The organism is Hymenobacter convexus (genome assembly GCF_030580955.1).
Lineage (GTDB): Bacteria > Bacteroidota > Bacteroidia > Cytophagales > Hymenobacteraceae > Hymenobacter.
This window is the reverse complement of record NZ_JAUQON010000011.1, coordinates 114,433-139,315: the sequence shown is the minus strand read 5'-3', so window position 1 is coordinate 139,315 and position 24,883 is coordinate 114,433. Positions and strand designations below refer to the sequence as shown.

Genomic DNA, 24,883 nt, shown 5'->3' with positions numbered 1-24,883 from the left:
CGGGCAGCACAAATTCAGGGAGAACGTCATGCTGAGCGAAGTCGAAGTATGACGTTCTTTATATCAATCATTTTTTCAGCGTCGCCACCACCTGCATCAACTCCGTGATGCTGCCGGTGAGGGCGGCGGTGTCGTCGGCATTTTTGAACAGTTGCGAGCCCATGCCCACCGCATTCACGCCGGCGCCAAACCAGGCGCTGAGGCTTTCGCGGGTGGGCTCCACGCCGCCCGTCACCATCAGCTTGATGTGGGGCATGGGTCCGCGCAGGGCTTTTATATAGTCGGGGCCCACCACGTTACCGGGGAAAATTTTCACCACCGCCGCGCCAAACTGGCTGGCGTGGTAAATCTCGGTGGGAGTCATGGCACCGGGCAGCCACGGAATGTTGCGGCTGCGGCACACATCGGCTACCTCGGCAGTAGCTAGCGGCTGCACCACAAACTCGGCGCCGGCGGCAATAAATTGCGCGGCTTCCTCAGCCTTGTAAATGGTGCCGATGCCCAGAATCATATCCGGGCATTGCTCGGCCACAAAAGCCTGGAGCTGCGTGAACACCTCCAGCGCCTTTTCCCCCCGGTTCACAAACTCAAACACGCGAATGCCGCCCGTGTAACAGGCCTGCAGAATGCGCTGCGTGTAAGCCAAATCGGCGTGGTAGAACACGGGCACTACCGGGTAGCGGAGCAGCGTGGCAAGGGTTTCTTCGGCGGAGTGTCGGGGCATGTTTTCAGTTAGTTAGCGAAGCAGGCGGCCGCTGGTGTTGCCTTTCATGATTTCTTCCACTTCGGCCACGGTCACGAGGTTGATGTCGCCGTGCACGGTGTGCTTCAGGGCCGAGGCGGCGACGCCGAAGGTAAGCGCCTGCTGGGGGTTGTCGTATTTCAGCGAGCCGTAGATGAAGCCCGCCATGAAGGCATCGCCCCCGCCAATGCGGTCCACAATGGGGTTGATGTCGTAAGTGACGGTTTCCAGAAACTGCTTGCCGTCGTAATAAATGCCTTTCAGGCCGTTGTGCGAGGCACTGTGCGTTTTGCGGCGGGTGGTGATGACCTGCTTGATTTGCGGAAACCGCATCATCACCTGCCGGGCGACTGACACGAACTTGTTGTCGGTACCAGGCTCGGGTACGATGCCAAACAGGTCATCCGCGTCGTTTTCGGAGCACACCACGATGTCGCAGCCCTGCACCAGTTCGCTCATCACCGACTGAGCCGTCTGGCCATACTGCCACAGGTTGCGGCGGTAGTTCACGTCGGCCGATACGGTGAGACCCAGGCGGCGCGCGGCGGCAATAGCCTGGCGCGTAGCCTCGGCCGTGCTGGCCGAAATGGCGGGTGTGATGCCTGTCCAGTGCAGCCAGCCGGCATCTTTCAGGATTTCATCCCAGTTGAAAGCCGCTGGGTCGAGGTGGGCGAAGGCCGAATTGGCGCGGTCGTACACCACTTTGCTGGCGCGCATCCCCGCTCCCACTTCCAGAAAATACAGTCCCAGACGGTCGCCCTGGTACACGGTGGCATCCATGTTCACGCCTAGGGCGCGGAAACTTTGAGCGGCGGCGCGGCCCAGGTCGTTGTTGGGGAAGCAGGTGACGTGCGCGGCGGGCACGCCCAAGCCGGCCAGCGAGGCGCCTACGTTAGCGTCGCCGCCGCCGTATACGATTTCAAGGCTCTGGGTCTGCGCGAACCGATAGTTCAGCGGCGGCGACAGCCGCATCATGATTTCGCCGAACGTGACAACTTGCTTCATTCTTTAGAGGTGTGGTTGAGGTCGATGCAGCGACGCGGCACTTCGCGTCTCATCGTTGCTGATATTGATGTTGTTTGGATGGCGCGGTTTTGGTCGTTCAAAGTAGAAACGCGAAGTGTCGCGTTTCTACATCGTTTGCCTACGCTGTTACGGCCGCCGTTTCGGCTACTTTGCCGAAGCCGAAATAGTGTTTGGCGTTACCGTAGCAGATGTTTTGCACCATACCGCCGAGCAGGTCCATGTCGGCCGGCAGCTCGCCGTTTTCCACGTCGTTGCCGAGCAGGTTGCAGAGCACGCGGCGGAAGTACTCGTGGCGCGGGTACGAGAGAAAGCTGCGCGAATCGGTGAGCATGCCCACGAAGCGTGAGAGCAAGCCCATGTTGCTCAGGGCGTTGATTTGCTTTTCCATGCCGTCCTTCTGGTCCAAGAACCACCAGCCGGAGCCAAACTGAATCTTGCCCGCCACCGAGCCGTCGTTGAAGTTGCCAATCATCGTGGCAATCAGCTCATTGTCGGCCGGGTTCAGGTTGTAGATGATGGTTTTCGCCAGCTTATCCTGCCCGTCGAGACGGTCGAGGAAGGTGGAAAGGGCACGGCCCTGCGAGAAGTCGCCGATGCTGTCCCAGCCCGTGTCGGGGCCCAGCTCGCGCAGCATGCGCGAGTTGTTGTTGCGCAGCGCACCGATGTGGTATTGCTGCGTCCAGCCTTTTTCCCAGTCCATCACGGCCAGCAGCACCAGCATGGCCGATTTGAATTTCAGCACTTCATCAGCAGTCAGCTCGGCACCGCCACGCACTTTCGAGAAGATGGCATCGATTTCCGCTTGTGTGTAGTCGGCGGCATAAATCTGCTCCAGGCCGTGGTCCGACAGGCGGCAGCCCAGACTGGCGAAGAAATCGTGACGGTTGCGCAAAGCCTTTTCGAGGTCGGCAAACGTACTGATTTCCAGCTCAGCCGCGGCGGCCAGCTTGTCGAGGTATTGGTTGTAAGCCGCGGCCGATTCCGGCGCCATCGCCTTGTCGGCGCGAAAGGTGGGCAGCACGTTCACGGCAAAGCCGGAGGCGGCCAGCGTCTGGTGGTGTTCCAGCGAATCGGCCGGGTCGTCGGTGGTGCAAAGGGTTTCTACCTGCATCATCTTCAGCAGGTTATGCACCGAATACTCGGCCGTTTGCAGCTTGGCGCTGCACTCGTCGTAGATGCGGCGGGCGCTGTCCTTGTTCAGCAGTTCGGTGATGCCGAAGTAGCGGCGCAGCTCCAGGTGCGTCCAGTGGTAGAGCGGGTTGCGCAGGGTGTAGGGAACGGTTTCAGCCCATTTCTCAAACTTCTCCCAGTCCGATGCGTCGCCGGTGATGTAGCGCTCGGGCACGCCGTTGGCCCGCATGGCGCGCCATTTGTAGTGGTCGCCGTAGAGCCAGATTTGGGTGATATTTTCGAACTGCTTGTCCTCGGCAATCTGGTCGGGCAGCAGGTGGTTATGATAATCGATGATGGGCATCTGCTTGGCATACTCGTGGTAGAGCGTGCTGGCCGTGGCCGTCTGCAGCAGAAAATCGTCGTTGAGAAAGGGCTTCATAAGCAACTAAGATTGGAAGGGCTGCGCCCTGATTATGCTATTGCTTCGGGGACCGAAGGTAGGCGCTGGCAGAAGCCATTACCTGCAGAAATCGGTTTTTATTAGCGAAAACGGTTGCGTAGATTATTATTCCCGTCTGTCATCCTGAGCACAGCGAAAGACCTTATCACGTCGAAACGACTTGCAATAACTCCGCCGAAGCTGGCGTGATAAGGTCCTTCGCTGCGCTCAGGATGACAGACGGAAAATAATCACAAGCTCACCCCGCGCTTCCACGGAATGAAGTCGGTCTGGTCGTGGCGCACGGCAGCAATTTCTTCCTCGCCGCTGGCCACTTTGATGACGTAATCGAGAATGCGCTCGGCGGCTTGCTCAATGGTTTCCTCGCCATCAATCACCGTTCCGGTGTTCACGTCGATGATATCGGGCATGCGGTTGGCGAGGGCCGTGTTGCTGGCCACTTTGATAACCGGGGCAATGGGGTTGCCGGTGGGCGTGCCCAGACCGGTGGTGAAAAGCACAATGTTGGCCCCCGACCCTACCTCGGCGGTGGTCGATTCTACGTCGTTGCCGGGCGTGCAGAGCAGGTTCAGGCCGGGCTTGGTCACCAGTTCTGGGTAGTCAAGCACGGCTACTACCGGCGAGGAGCCGCCCTTGCGGGCTGCGCCGGCTGATTTCATGGCGTCCGTAATCAAGCCGTCTCGGATGTTGCCGGGCGATGGGTTCATATCGAAGCCCGAGCCGACGGCTACAGCGCTGTCGCCATATGCCTTCATGAGGCTGCTGAAACGTTCGGCGGTGGGCTGGTCCACGCTGCGGTCCACCAGTTCCTGCTCCACGCCGCACAGCTCCGGGAATTCGGCCAAGATGACGGAGCCGCCCAAGGCCACCAGCATGTCGGACACGTGGCCCAAAGCCGGGTTGGCCGAGATGCCGGAGAAGCCGTCGGAGCCGCCGCACTCCAGGCCGATGTTCAGGGCCTTGAGCGGAGCCGGCTCGCGGCGGGCCTGGTTGGCAATCATCAGGCCGGCGAAGGTTTGGCGTAGGGCGGTGCTGATAAGGGTTTCCTCGGTGCCGAGCTTCTGCTGGTCGAGGATGTAGAGCGGCTTGCTGAAGTGGGGGTCGCGCTTGGCGATTTCGTCCTGCAGCATGCTGGCCTGCGCGTTCTGGCAGCCGAGGCTGAGCACGGTGGCGCCGGCCACGTTGGGGTGCGTGATGTAGCCGGCCAGCAGGCCGCACAGCGTCTGGGCATCCTGACGAATGCCGCCGCAGCCGCCTTCGTGGCTGAGGAAACGGATGCCGTCCACGTTCGGGAACGGACGTTGGCTGCGGGCAGTGTCTTCACCGGCTTCGAGGTCGGCGCTCAGTATTTCTTCGACCGAGCGGCCGGCCTGCATCAATTCCACCAGCTTGCGGGTTTCGGGCTGGTAGTTTTTGCGACGGGCATAGCCGAGGTCAGTAATCAGGGCATCCTGCAGCACCTGAATGTTGCGGTTTTCGCAGAACACCAGCGGAATTACCAGCCAGTAGTTGGCAGTGCCCACGCGGCCATCGGCGCGGTGGTAGCCCTGGAAGGTGCGGTCCTGCCAGGCCGTAACGTCAGGTGCCTGCCAAGCGGCGCGCTGGTGGCCCTGTTCGTCGTAGCTGTTGGTGGCGTGCTGCATGTTGGCCGTGGTGAGGCGGCCGCCGGGGCGAATGTCCGCCTTGGCTTTGCCCACCAGCACGCCGTACATCGTCACGGGCTGGCCCACGCTCAGGCCCAGGGGCGAAAGCTTGTGCTTGGCCGGAATGGCTTCGGTGGTGGTGACGTAGCCGTTTTCCCAGGGCACTTCGGTGCCGATGGGCAGGTCGACGAGGGCGACCAGCACGTTATCGGCGGGGTGAATGCGGGCAACTTGGTGTTTCATAGTGGAGAAACAGAAAAGGCTGAATTTAGCTGGCCAATGCTGCTTTTTTGGTGAAAAATGCGGCCAGCGTGGCCGAAGCACCCTCATCCAAAAGCTGGTTGAGGTAGTGCGTTACCTTCTCGGCGAAACCGGGCAGGCGGGTGAGGTCGTGCCCCCAGAGGGCGGTGTTGCGCAGGGCCGCATTGGTTAGCTCCTCGGGCGAGAACTTGGTCCAGAGGTCGGCGAAATAGCCGGCGCGGTCGTCCTGAATGGTGTAGGGTTCGCCGTTGGCTTCGCCCTGGCCGGTGCTGGGGCCAGTGGCCGTGTTGCGCATAAACAGCAGGTAGGCCGCGAAGCCCAGCGCCATGTAGTGCGGCACGGCCTGGTGCGTCTGGTAGTAATGCAGCAGCGTGGGCACGTTGCGCATCTGCATCTTGGCGGTGCCCTGCATGGCAATGGCCAACCAGCGGTGCTCCAGGTAGGGGTTGCGGAAACGGTCGAGCACCTGCATGCCGAAGCGCTGCCCTACTTTCTCATCCACCTGATACGGAATGCCGGGCAGCAAATCGGCCAGCATCAGGTTGTGGACGAAGCGCGCCAAATCCTCGTTTTCGAGCGACTCGCGCACCGTGGTGCAGCCCACCAGGTGGGCCAAGGCGTAACTCAGCGTGTGCGTGCCGTTGAGCAAGCGCAGCTTCAGCTCGCGGAACAGCGTGATATCGGGGCGGATAACCACGCCTTTGGCCACGGTGTGGAACGAGAGCACCTCGCGCACCTTTTCGTCGCCTTCGATGGCCCACAGGGCGTAGGCTTCGCTTATGGTCAGCAGGTCGTCCTGGTAGCCCAATTCCTCCTGCAGTTGGGCATAGAGGGCCGGCTCGGGGCGGCCAGGCACAATGCGGTCGACCAGCGTATTGCAGAAGGAGTTGGCCGATTCCAGCCAGTCGATGAAGGCGCTGCCCAGGTCGTTGCGGTGCGCCAGTTCCAATACAATGGCCTCGAGCTTGCGGCCGTTGTCGGGAATCAATTCGGTGGGCACAATCACCAGCCCGCGGCTGGCGTCGCCCTTGAATGCTTCGAAGCGCGCGTACAGCACGGCCAGCAGCTTGCCCGGAAACGAGGAAGGCGGCGTGAGGTGAATGTCCTCGTTCACCAGCTGAATGCCCACTTCGGTGGTGTTCGAAATCACCACTTGCAGCTCGGGACTGGCGGCGAAGTCCAGCACCTCGGCCCACTGGCTTTTGGCCGAGAGCACGCGGCTGATGCTGCTGCTCACCACGTTTTCTTCTACCGGCTGGCCATCCTCCACCCCGCGGATGCACACCGTGTAGAGGCCGTCCTGGCGCTCGAAGGCGGTGGCGTCGCCGCCGTCGGTGCTTTTCACCACCACCACGCGGCCCTTGAACACGCCCTGGCGGTTGGCCTCGTCAATCATGAAATCGGGCAGCCCGCGCAGCAGCACGCCCGTGCCGAATTGCAACACCTTCTCGGGCAGGTTAAAAAGCTCGGCCGTGGGCCAGGACACCGGGGCCGTGCTACGGGGCGCGGCCAGGGCCCGTTGTTTGTTCAAAGTGTCCATGTAGGTATTACAATGAGGCTAATTGTTATTGCGTAACGAAGCTAGAAGCCGGGGTTAGTTCTTCTCTCCCGTACTCACCCGCTTCTGCCACGCGGGATAGTCTTTGGTTAACAATTTTTCGGGCCAGGTACCCAGGTACAGGTAGCCGGCGCGCCGCTCGTTCTCGATTTCGGCCAGCTGGTAATGCACCTGGCTGTCACGGCCCACGTAAATCGGCCGGTCGGTATCCAACTCGTAAAAGCGGGCCCAGATGGTGGCACCGGCTTCGGGCACCATCACCCGGTCGCGGCCCGATTTCTCCTGCGGAGCGGCAATTTCCTTCACCATGAAGCCGGTGATTTTCACTTTCTCAAACCAGGCAATAGCGCTGTCAATCGACTTCTTCACCGCCGGTGAGGGGTTGTCAATACCCATCAGAAACCGCACGATTTCCACCGACTCGTCGCCGCTCAGCGAGGCCAACTCGAAGGCGCGGGCCTTGGCCGGCTGCAGGGTTTTCTCGTCGTACTGGGCACACCACGCCGTGGGCACGCCCTTGCGCACATACTGCGTTTTGAGGATGCAGTCGGTGCCCTTGTCTACAGCGGTTTGGGCTTGGGCCGGCAGCGCGGCATCGAGGCCCACGAACGGAGCCTTTTGCCGGGCCACGTTGCGCAGCACCTCCAGCACGCGCACCATGGCGTTGTCGTTGTAAGTAATCTGGTGGCGGTAGTTGCTGAAATCGGGGTAGTACTGCGGGAAGCCACCGTTAGCGTATTGCATCTTCAGCAGAAAGCGGATGCCGTTTTCGGCCCCCTCGCGGTAGGCGGCGTTGTTGGTTTTTTGATAAGCCTCGGCTAGGTAGATGATTTCCCGGCTCGTGGCATTGTTGTCGATGGTGGCGTCGTTGCGGCCCTTGTCGGCCAGCGTGCGGGTGCGAGCGGCGGCGCTTAGCGGGTGCTTGTAATCCACTTTTTCGTTGCCCACGGCCTTGGGCCAGCCGCCCACGCTGCGCTGGAATACCAGCATTTTTTCGGCGGTGCTGTCCTGCAGCGGGGGCTGGGAGGCGGTGGGACTGGCCGTGGCGGCGCTGGCGGGCGCTTTGCTTACGGTTTCGGCGGCCAGCTCTTTGCGGGCGCAAGCCGTGCTCAGGGCCAGTCCTCCCGTCAGGCAAAGTAAGTGCAGCATCGTCATGGGGCAGGATTTGGAGAAGCCGAAACCTCGGGCAAAGTCTTTTGTGAAAAAGATGAGGAGTGCCAGGCTGCCCGGCTAATAGCGGCCGTCGGGCACGCTATTTCCGGGCAGCGAAGCAGGTTGCGCTAATCAGCCCTCCGGTTAATAGCCAAAATTTTGCTGCAGGGCCGGGTCAGCGCTGAGGGTGGCCGACGGAATGGGCAGCAGTTCTTTGCCACGGCCGGGCACGTACTCAGCAGCCAGGCCCGAACCCAGGCTTTTTATCGGAGCCGTAGTGGAGCCAGGCAGCGCGTAGTCGGTGTTGGTCGGCTTGGTGTTGGCCACGTAGGCGGCGTCAATGCCTTGGCGCCAGTTCACGCGCACGGTGCCGGTGGGCGCCGTGTTGGGCGTGGGCGAAGGCTTATAGAACGAGCGGGTCCACTGCACGGGCTGCACGGCCAGCGAGGCCGCGGTGGGCGTCCGGTAGTACTGATACAGCGGCACGTTGTCGTAGGGGGCCAGGCCGAGGGCCATTTTCTCGATGTTAGCCTTCACTTCAGCCAGCTTCGTTGCGAAGAGGTTCCAGCGGAGCAGGTCATACTTGCGGATGCCTTCGCCGCCGAACTCGATGTACCGCTCGTTCACAATGGCGTTGAACAGGCCGGCCTTGGAACTCAGGCTAAAACCACCCTGCGTCAGGGTGAGCAGGGCGCGGGCGCGGTTGCCGCCGAAGCCGCGGGTGCGCACTTCCATCAGGGCATCCTGGGCAGCCTGGGTGGGGCCGTTCAGCTCGTTTTCGGTTTCGGCAAACATCAGCAGCACATCCGAGAAGCGGATGATGGGCCAGTTGTAGTCGAGGTAGTTCACAGAACCGGTCACGGGCGGAATGTGCCAGTCGCGGCGCCATTTGCCGTCCGTGGCCGAGGTCAGGGCCACGCCCGTCTGCACGTTGGCGGTGCTGGCAATGCCGTAAGTGGTGATGGTCACGTCGCGGCGCGTATCGGTCGAGTCGAAGGCGTAGAAGTAGGGCGGCGCGATGGTCACGGCCCCCTGCGTCGAGCCGTAGGTGCCCGAGGCGTTCTGCAAACGCGGGCCGTTGTAGTAGCCCACCTTGCTGCCCGAAGCACCCGTAGCCGTGGCCATGCCCACCTGGAACATGATTTCGTTGGCCGTTTCCGAGCGCAACTCGTTCATGCTCTTGAATACTTCCAGGAAGCTCGGGTTCAGCGTGTGCTCGGCGCGGGCGCTGGCCGTCATCAGGTCGGCACACTCCTGGCGGGCAATGCGGTAGTAGTCGAGGTAGTCGGCGGGGCGCTGCATGGTGTTGCCTTGCAGCGAATAGCCGCCGCGGTACAGGCAGAGGCGGGCACGCAGCGCCTTGGCGGCGCCTTTGGTGATGCGCTCACTCGGGGTGCCGGCCTGGCTGCGCCAAGGCAGCAGGTCAATTGCCAGCTGCAGGTCGGCAATCAGGCGGGTGAGGGTGGCGTTGCGGTCTGAGTTGGGCAGGTTAAAGTCCTGACCCGACACGGCCGGGGTGAATTGCACCGGCACATCGCCCCAGTTGCGCACCAGCTCAAAAATGTACTGGGCCCGCAGCGTGAGGGCTTCGCCGTGCAGGCGCTTAAGGGCCGCCTGGTCGGAGGCGCTGCCGCTGGTGTACGCGGCCATCTGCGGAATCTGCTGAATGCAGATGTTGGAGCGCTCCACGCCCTGATACAGCTGGTTCCAGGGGTTGTTAATCTCCGTGTTGGTGGGCAGGGCAATGTAGCGTGCAATGCTGCGGCGGCCCCCGTCGGCGGCGCCGGCCGAGCCAATCAGCTCGTCCGAATCGAGCGGGTAATACAGGCTGATGCGGGTGCCGTAGCCGTTGTCGCCCGACAGCGGGTCGTAGGCGCCGATGACGGCGGCGGTGGCGCCGCTCACGGTGCTGAAGGTGTACTCCGTCGTGTTGAGCGCGATGGGGTCCACTTCGAGGTAGTCTTTGCAGGAAGAAACCAGCCCGGCGGTGCCGGCCAAGGCCACGGCAGCCAGCGCCACCCGGCGGAAGGAATGAAACGATTTCATATAATCAGGTCAAAAAATCGGGTGGGAATTAAAGCGACAGGTTGACGCCGAACAGGAAGGCGCGGCTGCGGGGGTAGGCGGCGTAGTCGACGCCCGGCGTGAGGGGCGTGGCGCGGCGGGTGTTCACCTCCGGGTCGTAGCCGGTGTATTTGGTGAACGTATAGATGTTGTTCAGCGTCGCGTAGAAGCGCAGCGAGTTCACCTTGGCGCGCTGAGTCAGCGTCTTGGGCAGGGTATAGCCCACGGTCAGGTTGTTGATGCGCAGGAACGAGCCGTCTTCCACGGCCCAGGAGTGGAACACGAAGTTGCGGGTGGGCGTCCAGATGTTGGCCGTCTGGTTCACCTCCTGCAGACGGGCGATGGTGGTGATGGGGCTGCCGTCGGCCTCGATGACACGGTACCGGTCGCTCATGATGCTCAGCACGTTGCTGAACTGCGTGTTGGGCGTGTTCGAAGTAAATTCAATCTTGTTGGCGTTGTAGATGTCGTTGCCCAGCACGAAGTTGAGGAACAGGCTGGCATCAAAACCCTTGTAGGTGAACTGTTGGTTCAGGCCGCCTACTGCTTTGGGGTTGGCGTTGCCAATCACGGTCTGGTCGTTGGCGTCAATCTTGTTGTCGCCGTTCAGGTCCTTGAGCTTGAGCAGGCCCGGGCGGTAGCCACCCGTTTCGCCGATGAGGCCCAGGTCGTTCACGAAAGTGCGGTCCGTCTTGGGCGTCCAGGTGCCCAGGGCACCGTTGGCGCCGGGCACGTAGCCCGAGAAGTCGTCGGCGGTGAGGAAGCCGTCGGTCACGTAGCCGTACATCTGGCCCACCGGCTGGCCCACGCGGGCCACATAGTCCGGAATCAGCGAAGCCGTGGAGCCGGCCCAGCCCGACGAGATGGCCGGAATTTCGGTCTGGTTGTTGCCCAGGCTCTCAATGCGGCCGCGGTTGAACGAGGCGTTGGCCGTGGCCGTCCAGCTGAAGTTTTCGCTGCGCAGCACCGTGGCGGTCAGCTGCATTTCCAGGCCTTTGTTCGAAGTCGAACCGATGTTCTGCAGCTGCGAAGTGTAGCCCAGGAAGGCCGGAATCGGCTTGTTGAGCAGCAGGTCGTTGGTGGTGTTGTAGTAGGCATCGGCCGTGAACTGGAAGCGGTTGTCGAGCAGCGAGAGGTCGATACCGATGTTGCGCGACGTGGTGGTTTCCCACTTCAGGTTCGGGTTGGCGAGGCTGGTAGCCGACGAGCCGAGCACAATGCTGTGGTTCAGCGCGTACGGCGCGTTGCCGGCCGTGAACAGCTGGGCGTACAGGAAGTCGTTGATGCGGTTGTTGCCGGCCTGGCCGTAGCTCAAACGCAGCTTCAGGTCCGAAATGGTGGGGATGCCTTTGAAGAACTCCTCACGCGACACGCGCCAGGCCACCGAGGCACCGGGGAAGTAGCCCACCTTGTTGCCCGCCGGGAATTTCGACGAGCCGTCGGCCCGCAGCGTGCCGGTGAACAAGTACTTGTCGTCGTACGAATACGTCAGGCGGCCAAAGCCCGACAGCAGGCGGTAGTCGGCCGGCACGCTGGTCTGGGGCAGCACGGGCTGCGCCGTCTGGCCGGCGGGCAGCACGCCCTGGTTGATGTTGGCCAGCGCGCGCTCGGCGGTGATGTCATCCGGCAGGAAGTTGGTCTGGATGTAGAGCTGGCGGCTCTGCTGCTGGTATATTTCCTCGCCCAGCAAAATGCCGAAAGAGTGCTTGCCGATTTTGTTTGAGTAGTCCAGCACGTTCGAGTTGTTGAGCGTGGTCTGGGTCGTTTGGGTGATGGTGGCAAACGGCTTGTTGGCGTAGCCGCCCGAAGCCGAGCGCAGCACCGGCGAGTACAAGCCGTTGAAGGTGCCCAGGTTGAGGTCGGTGATGTCGAAGCCGGCCGTGGTGCGGAAGGTCAGGCCCTTGGCCAGTTCCAACGACGCGTTGGCGCCGATGTTGACGGTGCGGCGCTTGTCCTTGCGGTACTCATTGTCGATGGTCACAATGGGGTTGGACAACGAAGACTGGTCGAAGAATTCGGGGTCAAACGCCGACACGTCCACCACCTGGCCGTTGGCCTTGGGCACCTGCAGCGGCTGATACTGCACGGCATTACGCAAACGCGAGGTCGTGTTCGAGCCCGACGTGGAGGTGCCGGCGCCCAGCGTGCCCTGGTCGTTGAAGCGGGCGTTGAGGCCCACGCGCAGCTTGTCGGTGGCTTTGGTGTCGAAGCGGAAGTTTATCAGGTTGCGGGTGTAGTCGGAGCCGCGCTGAATGCCCTGCTCGTCGTTGTGCGTCAGGCTCAGCGAGTACGTGGTGGCTTTCGAGCCGCCCGATACCGATACGTTGTGCGTTTGCTGGAACGCCTCGCGGCCGAAGGTTTCATCCTGCCAGTTGATGAACGGCGCACTGCGGGCGCGCTGCAGCGTGTCGCTGTTGAAGTTGGTGCTGCCAAACAGGCTCTTGAACGTGGGCAGGCCGCCCGAAGCGTTGCCAATGATGCGCACCCGCTCGTACTGGTAGTTCAGGTAGTCGTCGGGGCCGAGCACGCCCAGCGTCTTCGTGATTTTGCGGAAGCCGGCAAAGCCGTTGTAGCTCACCACCGTGCGGCCTTCCGAGCCCTTTTTAGTGGTGATGATGATAACGCCGTTGGCGCCGCGGGCACCGTAAATGGCCGTGGCCGAAGCATCCTTCAACACGTCCACCGAGGCAATGTCCTGCGGAGCAATCACGCTCAGCGCGTTCTCAATCTGGATGCCGTCCACCACGTACAGCGGCGAGTTGTCCTGCGTCACGGAGCCGCCGCCCCGCACGCGCACCTGCACGTTGAGGTTGCCGGGGGTGCCCTCGGCGCTGGTCAGCTGCACACCGGCCAGGCGGCCGGTGAGGGCTTCGGCGGCCGAGTTTACGGGAATGTCCTTAATCTGCTGCGCGCTCACCGACGACACCGAACCGGTCACGTCGCGGCGCTGCACTTCTTGGTAGCCAATTACGACCACGTCTTCCAACTGCTTGCTGTCTGAAGCCAAGGTCACGTTGATGGTGGTTCGGTCGCCCACCGTTTCTTCCTTCGATACGTAGCCGACAAAGCTGAAACGGAGTTTGGCGCCCGCTACTTGGGCCGGCGTCAGCGTAAGGCTGTACTCGCCATTCACGCCCGTGGAGGCGCCGTTGGTGGTGCCCTCCACGAGCACTGTCACGCCCGGCAGGGTTTCGCCCTCCGCCGATTTGACGACGCCCTGCACCTGCCGGTTCTGCGCCGCAGCCAGCCCGATGCCCCCGAAGAACAGGAGCCAGACCAGGAGAAAATGTTTTTTCATGAGTGAAATGATTGGGTGGGAGTTTTTAAAAATCGGGTTAGCGCAGCGCGTCGAGCGGCACGGCGTCCATGTCGGTGTATTCGCGGTTTTCGCCGGCCATGCCCCAGATGAAGGCGTAGTTGCTGGAGCCGCAGCCGGTGTGGATGGACCACGGCGGCGAGAGAATGGCCTGCTCGTTGCTCACCCACAGGGGGCGCGTTTCGGTGGGCTCGCCCAGCAGGTGCAGCACGCGCTGGCCCTGGGGCAGGTTGAAGTAGAGATAGGCCTCCATGCGGCGGTCGTGCGTGTGGCTGGGCATGGTGTTCCACACATTGCCCGGCTTGAGCTGGGTGAGGCCCATCACCAGCTGGCAGCTCTGGATGCCTTCCTGGTAGATGTATTTGTAGATGGTGCGCTCGTTGGCCGTTTCCATCGCGCCCATTTCCACGGGCGTGGCTTCGGCCTGAGTGCGGCGGGCGGTGGGGTGCACCGCGTGCGCCGGCGAAGACAAGAGGTAGAACTTGGCCGGCCGGGCCGCGTCCACGCTGGCGAAGGCCACTTCCTTGTTGCCCATGCCCACGTAGAGGCAGTCCTGGTTACCCAACTCGTAGACCGTACCGTCCACGGTGACGGTGCCGGCGCCGCCCACGTTCAGGGCGCCCAACTCGCGGCGTTCCAGAAAGAAGTTGGCTTTCAGCGACTCCGGGCAGGGCAAGGTCAGCGCCGCGCCGGTGGGCTGAGCACCACCCACAATCATGCGGTCGTAGTGCGTGTAGGTCAGCTCGATTTCGCCGGCTGTGAAGATGTTCTCAATCAGGAAATGTTCCCGGATACCGCTCGTATTGAGCGTGGCGGTTTCGCGGGGGCCGATGGCAAAGCGCTGGGTCATCTTTTAAATGTTGAGGGTTGAAGGCTGCGTGTTGAGTTGTTCAGGGCTGTTGTTCCTGAAGTCGGGGTTGCGTTTTAAAACTCAAAATTCAACCCTCAAAACTTAACACGTCAATTACCGCCCCATCCAGCCGCCGTCGACGGTGAGGATGGTGCCGTGCACGTAGTCCGAAGCGGCCGAGGCCAGGAACACGGCCGGGCCGGCATAGTCGGTGGGCAGGGCCCAGCGGCCGGCCGGAATGCGCGAGAGGATGGCGGCGCTGCGCTCCTCGTCCTGGCGCAGGGCGGCGGTGTTGTCGGTGGCCACGTAGCCGGGGGCAATGGCGTTCACGTTCACGCCGCGGCCGGCCCATTCGTTGGCCAGGGCCTTCACCAGGCTGCCTACGCCACCTTTGCTGGCCGCGTAGCTGGGCACGTTGATGCCGCCCTGGAAAGTGAGCAGCGAGGCCGTGAAGACGATTTTGCCCGAGCCGTTCTGCAGCATCTGGCCGCCGATGGCGCGGGCCAGACGGAAGGGCGCGTCGAGGTTGATGCTGAGCACGGCGTCCCAGTCCTCGTCGGAGTGCTCGGCAGCCGGCGCGCGGCGGATGATACCGGCGTTGTTGAACAGAATGTCGATGACCGGAAAGTCGGCCTGCACCTGCTTGATGAAGCCCTGCAACTCTTCCAGCTGGCCAAAGTCGGCCTGATAGCCTTTGTATTCGCGGCCCAGGGCCTGCACGGCCAGCTCGGTTTCGCCGCCCGCCGGCATGTGGATGGATACGCCGATGATGTCGGCGCCCGCCTCGGCCAGGCCGAGGGCAATGGCTTGTCCGATACCACGGTCGCAGCCCGTCACGAGGGCGCGCTTACCAGCCAAACTAAATGCGGAAGAGAAAGCAGTCATACTAAAGGGACAATGCGAAGGGAAGAGAACTATTGAAATGGACAAAGCCATCGGATTGGGGACGGCTTTGCTTCATAAAGATTTCATTCCTCTCCGCCAAAAGCAAGAGTTGGACAATCTATTTTTGTGCAATCGTTGCCGGGAACGATGCCATGCGCCAAACCCCCGACTCCTCTGGTGCCTAAAATGCCTTTACCGGCCTAAATAACCACAAAATCACCAACAATTCAGACAGCCAGCACCACAGCCAGCAAATTGAATTTTTCTAATAAACCCAAAGGTCATCAAACGTTTGATTCAGGCAACCGGCTGCCTTGGGCGCCGAAGTCGGCGCTGGTATAAACGATGGATTGGCCCCTAAATGACGGCGGCAGCCAGGGCCCAATTGGTCCTGGCTGCCGCCGTTTAGAATACCGCGAAGCTTTGTGCTAATCCACGCTGACGGTGGGGTCCCAGTTGTTCAACACGGCTTCGCGGGTGTAGAAAGCAGCCTGCTGGGGCGTGAGTTGCCGCGACCACAGGATGCGGGCCTTGGGCGCCGCGCCGGGCCCAATAGACTTATACTCGGCAAAAAAGGCATCCTGCTTGTTGCTTTCTTTGCCCCAATGGTCCCAGCCTTTGGGCTTGATGATGTTGGCCAGTTCGCAGTTCAGCAGCACGGTTTTGCCGGTGGGCTTCCAGGGACGGGCAATGAAGTAGGACTCGGGCGGGGCCTCGCCGCCAATCTTGCAACGCTGCATCACGATGCCGTAGCGGACGCTGTCGGGCGTGGAGGCGGCCACAATGACGGTGCCGCCCGTTTTGCAAAACAGCGTACAGTCTTCGAACCACGCCGTGGCCGAGCCCAGAATGTAGTCGGTAGTGCCCTCGATATAGCAGTCTTTGTAGTACTGCCGGCTGCCGTAGCCGTACACGTACAGCGTGTCGCGGAAGCCCAGGAAGCGGCAGCCCACGAAGCGGGCGCGGTCGCCGTACACCCACATGGCGGGGCCCTGCCCTACCGTGCCGGCGGTGTTCTCGAAGGTGATGTTTTCGGCCGAAAAGTCGTTGCCGAACACCCGGAAGGTGGCGGCTTCGGAGGTGCCGAGGGGCTCGCCGTTGGCGGGGGTGCGGCCGTTGTAGTCGTCGAAAGTGAGGATGGTGGTGTTCACGTCCTCGCCCTTGAGGCGCACGAAATTTTTCTTTTTGGCCAGGTTCAGCTTCTCCTTGTAGATGCCTTTGCGGATGAAGATGACCGTGGGCGTGCGGTTGTTGAGGGGCACGGCGTCGAGGGCGGCCTGCACGGTGCGATAGTTGCCGGAGCCGTCCTGGGCCACCACCACGTTTTTGGTTTGGGCGAAGCCGGTGAGGCTGACGAGCAGCAGGACAAACAGTAGAAGCTTGGACATAGCTAATGGGTGGGATTGGGGAAAGGGATAAGCCACGAATGACTAAATCGGGTTGGGCGAATTTAAGAAGGTATTCCTGACCAGTCCAAATTAACATTCGTTGAGCCTGTTTATTTGCCAGTTTCACTACAGAATAAGCCTATTTTTATTCAAAAAATGAGCTTGCCTTACCTGCTATATCCCCGCTTTCCATCAATTGCTCAAACGCACGTGTGGCCCGCTGGCTTTTGCCAACGGGCCACACGATTATTATGCGCCAAAAAGACTACCAATTGGCCTACCAATAAATGGTGTAGAGCGCGGTGAGGATAACAATAATGGACGCCGCGCCAATCACAAAGCTGGGTTGCGGCTTGAACATGGTGCTGTCGATTTCCAGGCCCTTGGTTTTCACGCCGCGGGCGTTTTCGAACAGGCTGATGATGACCATCATGATAATGCAGATGACGAACACGAAGCCCATGCGGTCGAGGAACGGGATTTCGTAGATGCTGGAGCCTTTAGGCTGCACCGCGAAGCCGAACGGCGCCAGAAACGACAGGTCCGTATAAGTAGGCAGGAACTTGAACAGCACCGACAGCAGGAAGCCGCCGATGGTGGCAAACAGGGCCGCCGTGGATGTCGTTTTCTTCCAGAAGAAGCCCAGGATGAACATGGCGAAAATGCCCGGCGACACGAAGCCCGTGTATTCCTGAATGTACTGGAAACCGCCTTTTTTGTCGATGCCGAGGTGCGGCGCAATGAGCACGCCCAGAATCATGGCCACCACCACGGCTATTTTGCCGGTGGCGACCAGTTGCTTCTCGGTGGCATCGGTCTTGAAGACTTTGTGGTACACGTCGAGCGTGAAGATGGTGGCAATGGAGTTGGCTTTGCCGGCCAGCGAGGCCACCACGGCGGCCGTGAGGGCGGCGAAAGACAGGCCCTTGAGGCCTACCGGTAGGATGTTGAGCAGCACCGGGTAGGCTCGGTCGGGGTTGAGGTCAGCGCCGGCGCCGAATTCAGCGGCACCAAAGACGTCCTGCTTGTAGAGCACGTAGGCGGCGATGCCGGGCAGCACCACAATCACGGGCATGAGCAGCTTGAGGAAGGCGGCAAACAAAATACCGGAGCGGGCCGTGGGCAGGTCGGCACCGAGGGCGCGCTGGGTGATGTACTGGTTGCAGCCCCAGTAGTTGAGGTTCACAATCCACATGCCGCCGAGCAATACGGTAAGTCCCGGCAAATCAAGGTAGTGCTCATTGTCGCGCTTGAAAATCATCTGGAAGTGGTCGGAAGCGTGCTCGGTCATTAGGTTGAAGCCGCTGAGGGCGCCGGAGGAGCCGTAATGCGTAGCCACCAGGTTCAGGGCCAGATAGGTAGTGGCCAAACCGCCCAGAATCAGGAAGAACACCTGAATCACGTCGGTGAAACCAATCACCTTCATGCCGCCCAGCGTGATGATAACCGCGAAAGCCGCCAGCATGTACATGCAGAAGTTCAGGTTCAGGCCCGCGATGCTGCTGATGGCGATGGCGCCGAGGTAGAGAATCGAAGTCAGGTTCACCACCACGTACAAGGCCAGCCAGAACAGCGCCATAATCATGGCTACCGTCGAGTTGTACCGCTGGCTCAGGAACTGCGGCATGGTGGCAATGTTATTCTTCAGATACACCGGAATGAAGAACACGGCCACGATAACCAGCGTGATGGCCGCCATCCACTCATAAGTGGCGATGGCCAGGCCCATGGCGAAGCCCGAGCCCGACATGCCCACAAACTGCTCGGCCGAGATGTTGGAGGCAATGAGTGAGGACCCAATCGCCCACCACGTCAGGGAGCCTTCGGCGAGGAAGTAGTCCTTGGAATTGCCCTCCAGGGTACCGTCGTGGCCGGTTTTGCGCCGGTATACCCAGATGCCGTAGCCGGATACAATGATGAAGTAGACGAAGAATACGATGTAGTCAATCGTACTGAGGGCGTGCTGGTTCATTGAAGGTGTTGAAGGGAGGAGGTTGACAGAGCGAAGCGAAGTAGCCGGATTAGGGCATTCAAAAGGTAATGTTCCGGCAAAAAAACCGTTTCTGAAAGGACTTTCTTTTGACGGCCCCGCTTACCGGCCGCAAGTTCAAACAAACGTTTGCGGAACCCGGCGCCTGAAATCGTCATTTGCCTGCCTCAAACTCGTCATTCGGCGCTGGAGGGTGGAAATGGAAAAGGCCGGGCGTGTGCCCGGCCTTTTTGCTGCAGCGCATCTACCTGTCATCCTGAGCGCAGCGAAGGACCTTATCACCGATGCGACGTTTGAATTACTGCAAAACGTTTATCGGTGATAAGGTCCTTTGCTGCGCTCAGGATGACAGACGATTTTAACAATCATCTACTTACCCAGCAGCCAGGTGGCCAAATCCTTGCCGGCCTGGAAATTCTGAAACGAGGCCGGGATTTTGCGACCGTCGGTGTACTCGTTGTACAGCCACGGGTCGCCGAGGAGGAAAACCTTGCCCTTGCCCAGCCGGGCCGTGGCCATGATGATTTTGCCGTTGTTGGTAACCAACGGCTGGGCCGGGGCGGCTACCGACAGCACCGACAGTTCCTTTACGTAAGCCGTGCTGGCGTTCTTGAACACGGCTTTACCGGAGGTCAAATCGACTTTGCCCTGCTCGAACTGCGAGCCCTGCACCATGTTCACGCTCTGGTCGGTAAACTGCACGCCGAAGTTTTTGGCCAGCTCGTTGAAGTGCTTGATTTCGCAGTTGGCCGTGTCGTTGGCCAGCAGAACTAGGGTGCCGCCACCGCGCACCCATTCGGTGATAATCTTGCTGTCGGCGGGCTGGATGTAGTTGGGCTTGGGCGACTCCTTGCGCGAGTCCGGGTCGACGATGATGTAGATGCTCAGGGACTTGAGGCTGGCGGTCGTGGGCGCGGCGGGCACGGCTACGGTCTTGGCGCCCAGCTCGCGGAACTGGTTGCCCCACAGCCAGAAGCCGCCGTGCTGGCGCTCTTCCCAGGTATAGTGCCACTGCTCCTGCTCGCCGCTGAGCGGGCTTTTGCGCATCTCGTGGTTGAAGAAATAGTCGAGGCCCACGGTTTTGCCTTGGCCCAAAGCGTCTTCGGCGGCAATTTCCATCTCGGTGCTGGCCAGGATGAAGGGGCCGACGCCCTTGTAGTCGTTTTTGCGCAGCTTCTCGGTGAGGTAGTAGTCGAAGGTGCCGTCGCGGTAGGGCTTGCCGCCCAGGCCGCCCACGCTCACGGTGCCGTTGAAGGCCAGCGCGCCGTTGGTCTCGGTGGCTACAAAAGTCTTCAGGATGCCGTCGTAGCCCTTCTTGGCCACGGCCGCGTACTTTTTATCGAGGTAGCCCAGGCGCACGCCCTTGGCCAGCGCGTACACGAACATGCTGCTGCCGGAGGCTTCGGCGTAGTTGCCCTTGCGGCCTTCCTGGCCCATCACGAGGCTCCAGGTGCCGGTTTTAGGGTCCTGGTACTTGGCCAGCACGGGCGCCAGCCGCTGCAGGTCCTTGATGAGGGCGGGGCGTTGCGGGTGGTTGGCGGGGAAATAGTCGAGCACATCAACCAGCGCCATGCCGTACCAGCCAATGGCGCGGTCCCAGAAGCTGGGGCTCTGGCCGGTGGTTTTGTTGGCCCAGGGCTGCTCCTTGCTTTCGTCCCAGCCGTGGTAGAGCAGGCCGGTTTTGGGGTCAACCAAGTTTTTTTCAATCAGCGCAAACTGCTTGGCGATGTCATCGAAGCCAGCGGGCTGATTAAATACGCGGCTGTACTCGGCATAGAAAGGCTCGGCCATGTACAGGCCGTCGAGCCACATCTGGTTGGGGTAGATTTTCTTGTGCCAGAAGCCGCCTTCCTTTGTGCGCGGCTGGGTGTCGAGCTGCTTGCGCAGTAGCTGCGCGGCCTTGATGTACTTGTCCTGGTCAGGCACCGAACCCAGTTGGCTCAGCAGCAGCAGCCCGCGGCCGGGTGTGATGTGGTCAAGCTGAAACTCATCGGCCCGGTAGGTACGGATGCTGCCGTCCTTCTGCACGAAGCGGTTGAGGTCTTTCTGAATGTATGTGTAGTAGCGGGCGTCGCCGGTGCGCTCCCACACGCGCTCCAGAGCCGTGTACATCAGGCCCTGCTCGTAGTTCCAGCGGCTGGCCTTCGCTTCGCCTATCACGATGGAATCGGGATTCCAGGAGATAAAGGCATCGGCCATGCGCTGCGAGTAGGGCTTGGCGGCCGTTTGGGCAGCAGCGGTTTCACTGAGCAGCGCCAGCCCCAGGAGCGGCAACAGGAAAGAGGTGGTTTGTTTCATCTTCATTTGGGTGTAAACAGCCTGTCATGCTGAGCGCAGTCCAAGCATCTCTACCGCAATAGTAAACCCTTTCGATTGGAATACTCCCGCGGTAGAGATGCTTCGACTGCGCTCAGCATGACGTTGTTTTTGATAGCAGATTTGAATTAGCGCTGGGCCACGCTCACCGTTTTCTTGGTCAGCTTATCGCCTAGCTGCACGTCCTTCTTGGCCTTTTTGGTATCGGTATTGGTCAGGCGGATGTCCTTGCTGCGGTCGCCGGTCACGCGCAGCAGCAGCTCGGCGCCGTTGGTGTAGCGAATGCCGTCGAAGGCGAGATTGTGGCTGTTCTGCACTTCCATCACTGGCGCGGTATCGGCTGAGAGCAGCGTTACGTTTTTCAGGCGAATGTTTTCGGCTTCCTGGCACACGAGGCCTTTTTTGCATTCAAGCACCGCGTTTTCGATGCTGATGTCCTTGATGCTCATCTCGGGTAGGCCGCGCACCAGAATGCCGGTGGTGGCGCCCTTGCAAACCACGTTTTTGATGCGGAAGGTTTTGAACTGCGGCGTGCCTTCGTTCAGCGGCATGGCGGCGATGACGGGCGGCGCGGTGCTTTCGCCGGCCAGCGGCACGGGGTCTTTGGCGGCGTAGTACATATCAAACAGGATGGCTTCGCCGGCAATATTGGTCATGTCGACGCCGTCCACGAAGATGTTCTCGACCACGCCGCCGCGGCCCCGGGCCGTTTTGAAGCGCAGGCCCACGTCGGTGCCGATGAACGTGCAGTTGCTCACGTAGAGGTTGCGCGCGCCGCCCGACATTTCCGAGCCAATCACGAAGCCGCCGTGGGCGTGGTACACCTTCGTGTCGCGGATGATGAAGTTTTCGGTGGGCACGCCGCGCTTGCGGCCCTGCTCGTCGCGGCCCGATTTGATGCAGATGCCGTCGTCGCCCACGTCAAATGTGCAGCCTTCCACAATGCCGTTGCGGCACGATTCGAGGTCCAGCGCGTCGGTGTTCTGGCCGTACCAGGGGTTGCGGGCCGTCACGTTGCGCAGGGTGATGTTTTCGCACAGCAGCGGATGGATGGTCCAGGCCGGCGAGTTCTGAATCACGAAGCCTTCGAGCAGAATCTGCTTGCAGCGCGTGAGGCTGAGCATGTTGGGCCGCAGGTAGTCGCGGATGTCATCAAAGTCGGCCGGGTTGAGGCTGGTGCGCTTTTGGCCGGCCGCCGACATGACATTGCCCTTCATCGAGCCGGCCGAGGGGTACCACATGTCCTTTTTCTCGCTCAGCACACCGCCCGAGGCTACCAGGTTTTGCCACTGCGTCTCGTTGAGCTTGCTTTTCTTCACGGGCCGCCAGGCGTCACCGGCCCCGTCGAAGGAGCCGTTGCCAGTGATGGCAATGTTGGTCAAATCAACTCCCGAAATGGGGGCCTGGCTGCGGATGGCGTCCTCCCCTTCCCAGCTGGTTTTGATAAGTGGGTACTGGCTGCGGTCGGCCGTGAACTGCACGAGCGCGCCGGTGGCTAGGTGCAGGTTCACGTTGCTTTTCAGGGTGATGGGGCCCGTCAGCCATAGGCCGCGAGGCACCAGCACGGTGCCGCCGCCCACGGCGCAGGCGTCAATGGCCTTGCGGAAAGCCTCGGTGTTCAGCGTCTGGCCGTCGGCCACGGCGCCGTACTTGGCCAGGTTGAAGGTGTCCTTTTTAAAGGACGGCTGGAGCACCACCGGCAGGTCGGCTACAAGCTTGCCCTCAAACGAGGTGTGGCTGAGGTGGCTGGCCAGCCCCAGGTGCTGGGCCTGCACATCTTCGGCCACCAGCTGGGCCACGCGGGTGGCGCCGTACTCCGAGAAGTGGGTGTTGTCGTTTTTGGCCGGCGGCACGGGGTTGGGCTGGTAGTAGCCGTTCTGGTAGCTCCAGAACAGCGGCCGGGTGCCCGCCTCACCCAGTTGGGAGTACATCTTCCAGCTTTGCTCGTGCAGGTCAATCAGCGGCACCTTCTGCGCCTTGGCTACCTCGCGCACCACGCCGGGGTATTCGCCGTGGTCGTCCTTGCGCTGGCCTTTGTCGTCAAAATAGCGGCGGCCTACGGGCGTGAGCAGCACGGGGTTGGCACCTTTGGCCTTGGCCTCCTGCACGAAACGGGTGAGGAACTGGCGATACGTGGTCTGGGCCGGAGCGGCGCGCACGCTGTCGTCCAGCTTCGAGTCGTTGTGGCCGAACTGGATGAACACCCAGTCGCCGGGCTTCAGCCCTTCGAGCACCTTGGCCCAGCGGCCTTCGCGGTAGAAGCTCTTGGTGCTGCGCCCGTTCACGGCCGTGTTGCGGATGACGACGTTACCATCGAAGTACTGGCCGAACTCCATGCCCCAGCCCCGCTCGGGTTTGGTCAGGTCGGGCTTGTCGGCCATGGTGGAATCGCCGACGAGGAAAATCTGTGTTTTTGGCGCGTCTGCTGGTCGGAAGGCGACCGACAGGGAGGTCGTCAGGCCGGCCAGCAGCAACATCAAGGTTGATTTCATGGGAATCAGGAAAGGAGCCCAACGCGTTGGCTTGGCCCGTGCGAAATAGAAGCGACGGCAGTATTGCCCTAACAATATTAGGTCCGTTCGGAGGCCATCGGGTCTTACTCTGGGCGGGGCGGGCGCCTTTTTTTGCGCAATCGTTGCCGGGAACGTTATCGCACGGAGCCATTCCCGCGGCCGATTAGCTGGGCTTTGAGCGGGCCACACAACCCGTTGGCTTATTGGACAAGTTATGGCCGACCATTTCCACGCGCTGGGACCGTTCCCGGCAACGATTGCGCAATTAAAAGAAACCTAAAGCTTGTTTTCTGCGCTAAGAAGGGCTCAGATTGCATGAGTAACGACTTACTTATGCCCTGTCAGCAGCGGCTTTTTGCACTTCTCACACCCTCGCTTTCATTTTCACCATTATCCACAGATTACAATGAAAAATCATCTACTTTCTGCCCTATTGCTAGTTGCTGGGATGAGCTTGGCGGAAACCGCCGCGGCTCAAACCCAGGTTTTCGTGCAGTGGCCTCTCAAACGCAACAACGCCGACAGCACCGCCGTGCGGCAGCCCGCTACCGGCATGACGGTGGGCACCCCTACCCTACGGAACTACGTTCTCTCGAACGGCCTGGCCAATGTGGTGCCTTCGACCGGGGTGGCTACAGCCGCTTATGCTCCGTATTCGAGTGTCGGCCAAGCATTCTCTACATCTGCCACGGGTGCCGGCGGTAGCACCGCCATTAGCAGCGGCCCGAAACGGGGGTACTTTGAGCAGTTCACCATTACCAACTCCGGCACTGCTGCGCTACGAGTTGACTCATTGATTTTTTCGGTCCAGACTGCCAACTCGGCCAACGGCCGGGCGGCTCTGTCTTACTCCCTCAACGGCGTCACCACCACCCGTTTCACCACCGACTCCATTGATTTTGCCGGTGGCAAAGGCCCGAGCGGGGTGCTGCCCGCCACTGGCAATGGTTCTTTCGGCGCGGCTAGCTCCACGCAAGCTGCGGTCAACCCGATTGTGATACCGCAGTTCTCGACCACTGCCACTGCGAGAAGCACCACTTTCCGCATGGCCTTTGTGAGCGGTGGTACGGGCCTCTCAATTCCCGCTGGCCGCACCCTCGCCGTGCGTATGTATTTCCGGGTGGGCAGCGACACGGAAGGCCGCTACTTCCTGCTGCGCGACGTCATTCTGAAGAGCCAGCAAGCTGTGGTATCGGCCAGCCGCACGGCCCTGCAAACCAACCTGTCGGTATACCCCAACCCCACCCAGAACCAGCTCAACGTGCCCCACGCCGCCGCCAGCCGCGATGCCCGCGTGACCGTGTTCGGCACCACCGGTGCTAAAGTGGCCGCCTTCGCGGTGCAGTCCGGCAGCACCGAAACGGCCGTGGACCTGAATGCCCTGCCCAAAGGCCTGTATCTGGTAGAATACGCCGACGGCACGCTACGCAGCAGCGCCCGCATCGTGAAGGAATAGCTCTTTCTCTAACAATCCTTTTTAAAAGCGCCCCTGGCTTAGCCGGGGGCGCTTTCTGTTTTCGGGATTTTTGCTAAAGGCTAGCTGTAAAGCAATTGGTGGGCTGGGAGGCCGGGCACATTTCAGCGGAGTGCCTTGAAGACGAGCTGG

15 protein-coding genes are annotated in these 24,883 nt (G+C 61.0%); 1 reads left to right on the top strand and 14 read right to left on the bottom strand.

What is annotated here, in order from left to right:
• Positions 1 to 67: 67 nt before the first annotated feature.
• From Q4S41_RS20560 to Q4S41_RS20495, 14 genes are all read right to left on the bottom strand, one after another.
• Entirely contained in the window at positions 68 to 724 is a 657-nt protein-coding gene (locus tag Q4S41_RS20560) for a bifunctional 4-hydroxy-2-oxoglutarate aldolase/2-dehydro-3-deoxy-phosphogluconate aldolase (RefSeq protein WP_305033013.1), read from the bottom strand.
• Positions 725 to 736: 12 nt separating this feature from the next.
• Complete coding sequence (locus Q4S41_RS20555) at positions 737 to 1,747, bottom strand: sugar kinase (protein WP_305033012.1); 1,011 nt, start codon at positions 1,745 to 1,747, stop codon at positions 737 to 739.
• 139 nt (positions 1,748 to 1,886) lie between these two features.
• Positions 1,887 to 3,320 (bottom strand): glucuronate isomerase, encoded by a 1,434-nt coding sequence (uxaC, locus tag Q4S41_RS20550; RefSeq protein WP_305033011.1) that lies wholly within the window; start codon positions 3,318 to 3,320, stop codon positions 1,887 to 1,889.
• A gap of 251 nt (positions 3,321 to 3,571) precedes the next feature.
• On the bottom strand, positions 3,572 to 5,227 hold the full coding sequence (locus tag Q4S41_RS20545) for a UxaA family hydrolase (protein WP_305033010.1): 1,656 nt from the start codon (positions 5,225 to 5,227) through the stop codon (positions 3,572 to 3,574).
• A 25-nt stretch (positions 5,228 to 5,252) separates the two neighbouring features.
• Positions 5,253 to 6,785 (bottom strand): tagaturonate reductase, encoded by a 1,533-nt coding sequence (locus Q4S41_RS20540; RefSeq protein WP_305033009.1) that lies wholly within the window; start codon positions 6,783 to 6,785, stop codon positions 5,253 to 5,255.
• A gap of 54 nt (positions 6,786 to 6,839) precedes the next feature.
• Positions 6,840 to 7,958: a pectate lyase gene (gene pelA / locus Q4S41_RS20535; protein WP_305033008.1), complete on the bottom strand. Its 1,119-nt coding sequence runs from the start codon at positions 7,956 to 7,958 to the stop codon at positions 6,840 to 6,842.
• A gap of 141 nt (positions 7,959 to 8,099) precedes the next feature.
• Entirely contained in the window at positions 8,100 to 10,001 is a 1,902-nt protein-coding gene (locus Q4S41_RS20530; RefSeq protein ID WP_305033007.1) for a RagB/SusD family nutrient uptake outer membrane protein, read from the bottom strand.
• A 28-nt stretch (positions 10,002 to 10,029) separates the two neighbouring features.
• Positions 10,030 to 13,317 carry a SusC/RagA family TonB-linked outer membrane protein gene (locus tag Q4S41_RS20525; RefSeq protein ID WP_305033006.1) on the bottom strand — a complete coding sequence of 1,096 codons (3,288 nt, stop codon included), beginning with the start codon at positions 13,315 to 13,317 and terminating at the stop codon, positions 10,030 to 10,032.
• A gap of 37 nt (positions 13,318 to 13,354) precedes the next feature.
• Complete coding sequence (kduI, locus tag Q4S41_RS20520) at positions 13,355 to 14,185, bottom strand: 5-dehydro-4-deoxy-D-glucuronate isomerase (RefSeq protein WP_305033005.1); 831 nt, start codon at positions 14,183 to 14,185, stop codon at positions 13,355 to 13,357.
• 114 nt (positions 14,186 to 14,299) lie between these two features.
• Positions 14,300 to 15,070 carry an SDR family oxidoreductase gene (locus tag Q4S41_RS20515; RefSeq protein WP_305033004.1) on the bottom strand — a complete coding sequence of 257 codons (771 nt, stop codon included), beginning with the start codon at positions 15,068 to 15,070 and terminating at the stop codon, positions 14,300 to 14,302.
• A 428-nt stretch (positions 15,071 to 15,498) separates the two neighbouring features.
• Complete coding sequence (locus tag Q4S41_RS20510; RefSeq protein ID WP_305033003.1) at positions 15,499 to 16,458, bottom strand: pectinesterase family protein; 960 nt, start codon at positions 16,456 to 16,458, stop codon at positions 15,499 to 15,501.
• 277 nt (positions 16,459 to 16,735) lie between these two features.
• On the bottom strand, positions 16,736 to 18,430 hold the full coding sequence (locus Q4S41_RS20505) for a sodium/sugar symporter (protein ID WP_305033002.1): 1,695 nt from the start codon (positions 18,428 to 18,430) through the stop codon (positions 16,736 to 16,738).
• 387 nt (positions 18,431 to 18,817) lie between these two features.
• Positions 18,818 to 20,746 carry a glycoside hydrolase family 88/105 protein gene (locus tag Q4S41_RS20500; protein WP_305033001.1) on the bottom strand — a complete coding sequence of 643 codons (1,929 nt, stop codon included), beginning with the start codon at positions 20,744 to 20,746 and terminating at the stop codon, positions 18,818 to 18,820.
• Between the two features lie 146 nt (positions 20,747 to 20,892).
• A complete protein-coding gene (locus tag Q4S41_RS20495; protein WP_305033000.1) occupies positions 20,893 to 23,256 on the bottom strand; it encodes a glycosyl hydrolase family 28 protein in 2,364 nt (787 codons plus the stop codon).
• Positions 23,257 to 23,725: 469 nt separating this feature from the next.
• On the opposite strand from Q4S41_RS20495, the gene Q4S41_RS20490 reads away from it, so the two are divergent.
• Entirely contained in the window at positions 23,726 to 24,733 is a 1,008-nt protein-coding gene (locus Q4S41_RS20490) for a T9SS type A sorting domain-containing protein (protein WP_305032999.1), read from the top strand.
• Positions 24,734 to 24,883 lie beyond the last annotated feature (150 nt).

Coding starts and splice junctions, on each gene's coding strand:
- Q4S41_RS20530 (WP_305033007.1), bottom strand. CDS start 10,001: ATGAAATCGTTTCATTCCTTCCGCCGGGTGGCGCTGGCTGCCGTGGCC.
- Q4S41_RS20555 (WP_305033012.1), bottom strand. CDS start 1,747: ATGAAGCAAGTTGTCACGTTCGGCGAAATCATGATGCGGCTGTCGCCG.
- Q4S41_RS20525 (WP_305033006.1), bottom strand. CDS start 13,317: ATGAAAAAACATTTTCTCCTGGTCTGGCTCCTGTTCTTCGGGGGCATC.
- Q4S41_RS20490 (WP_305032999.1), top strand. CDS start 23,726: ATGAGCTTGGCGGAAACCGCCGCGGCTCAAACCCAGGTTTTCGTGCAG.
- uxaC (WP_305033011.1), bottom strand. CDS start 3,320: ATGAAGCCCTTTCTCAACGACGATTTTCTGCTGCAGACGGCCACGGCC.
- Q4S41_RS20545 (WP_305033010.1), bottom strand. CDS start 5,227: ATGAAACACCAAGTTGCCCGCATTCACCCCGCCGATAACGTGCTGGTC.
- Q4S41_RS20540 (WP_305033009.1), bottom strand. CDS start 6,785: ATGGACACTTTGAACAAACAACGGGCCCTGGCCGCGCCCCGTAGCACG.
- Q4S41_RS20510 (WP_305033003.1), bottom strand. CDS start 16,458: ATGTCCAAGCTTCTACTGTTTGTCCTGCTGCTCGTCAGCCTCACCGGC.
- Q4S41_RS20515 (WP_305033004.1), bottom strand. CDS start 15,070: ATGACTGCTTTCTCTTCCGCATTTAGTTTGGCTGGTAAGCGCGCCCTC.
- pelA (WP_305033008.1), bottom strand. CDS start 7,958: ATGACGATGCTGCACTTACTTTGCCTGACGGGAGGACTGGCCCTGAGC.
- Q4S41_RS20495 (WP_305033000.1), bottom strand. CDS start 23,256: ATGAAATCAACCTTGATGTTGCTGCTGGCCGGCCTGACGACCTCCCTG.
- Q4S41_RS20500 (WP_305033001.1), bottom strand. CDS start 20,746: ATGAAACAAACCACCTCTTTCCTGTTGCCGCTCCTGGGGCTGGCGCTG.
- Q4S41_RS20505 (WP_305033002.1), bottom strand. CDS start 18,430: ATGAACCAGCACGCCCTCAGTACGATTGACTACATCGTATTCTTCGTC.
- Q4S41_RS20560 (WP_305033013.1), bottom strand. CDS start 724: ATGCCCCGACACTCCGCCGAAGAAACCCTTGCCACGCTGCTCCGCTAC.
- kduI (WP_305033005.1), bottom strand. CDS start 14,185: ATGACCCAGCGCTTTGCCATCGGCCCCCGCGAAACCGCCACGCTCAAT.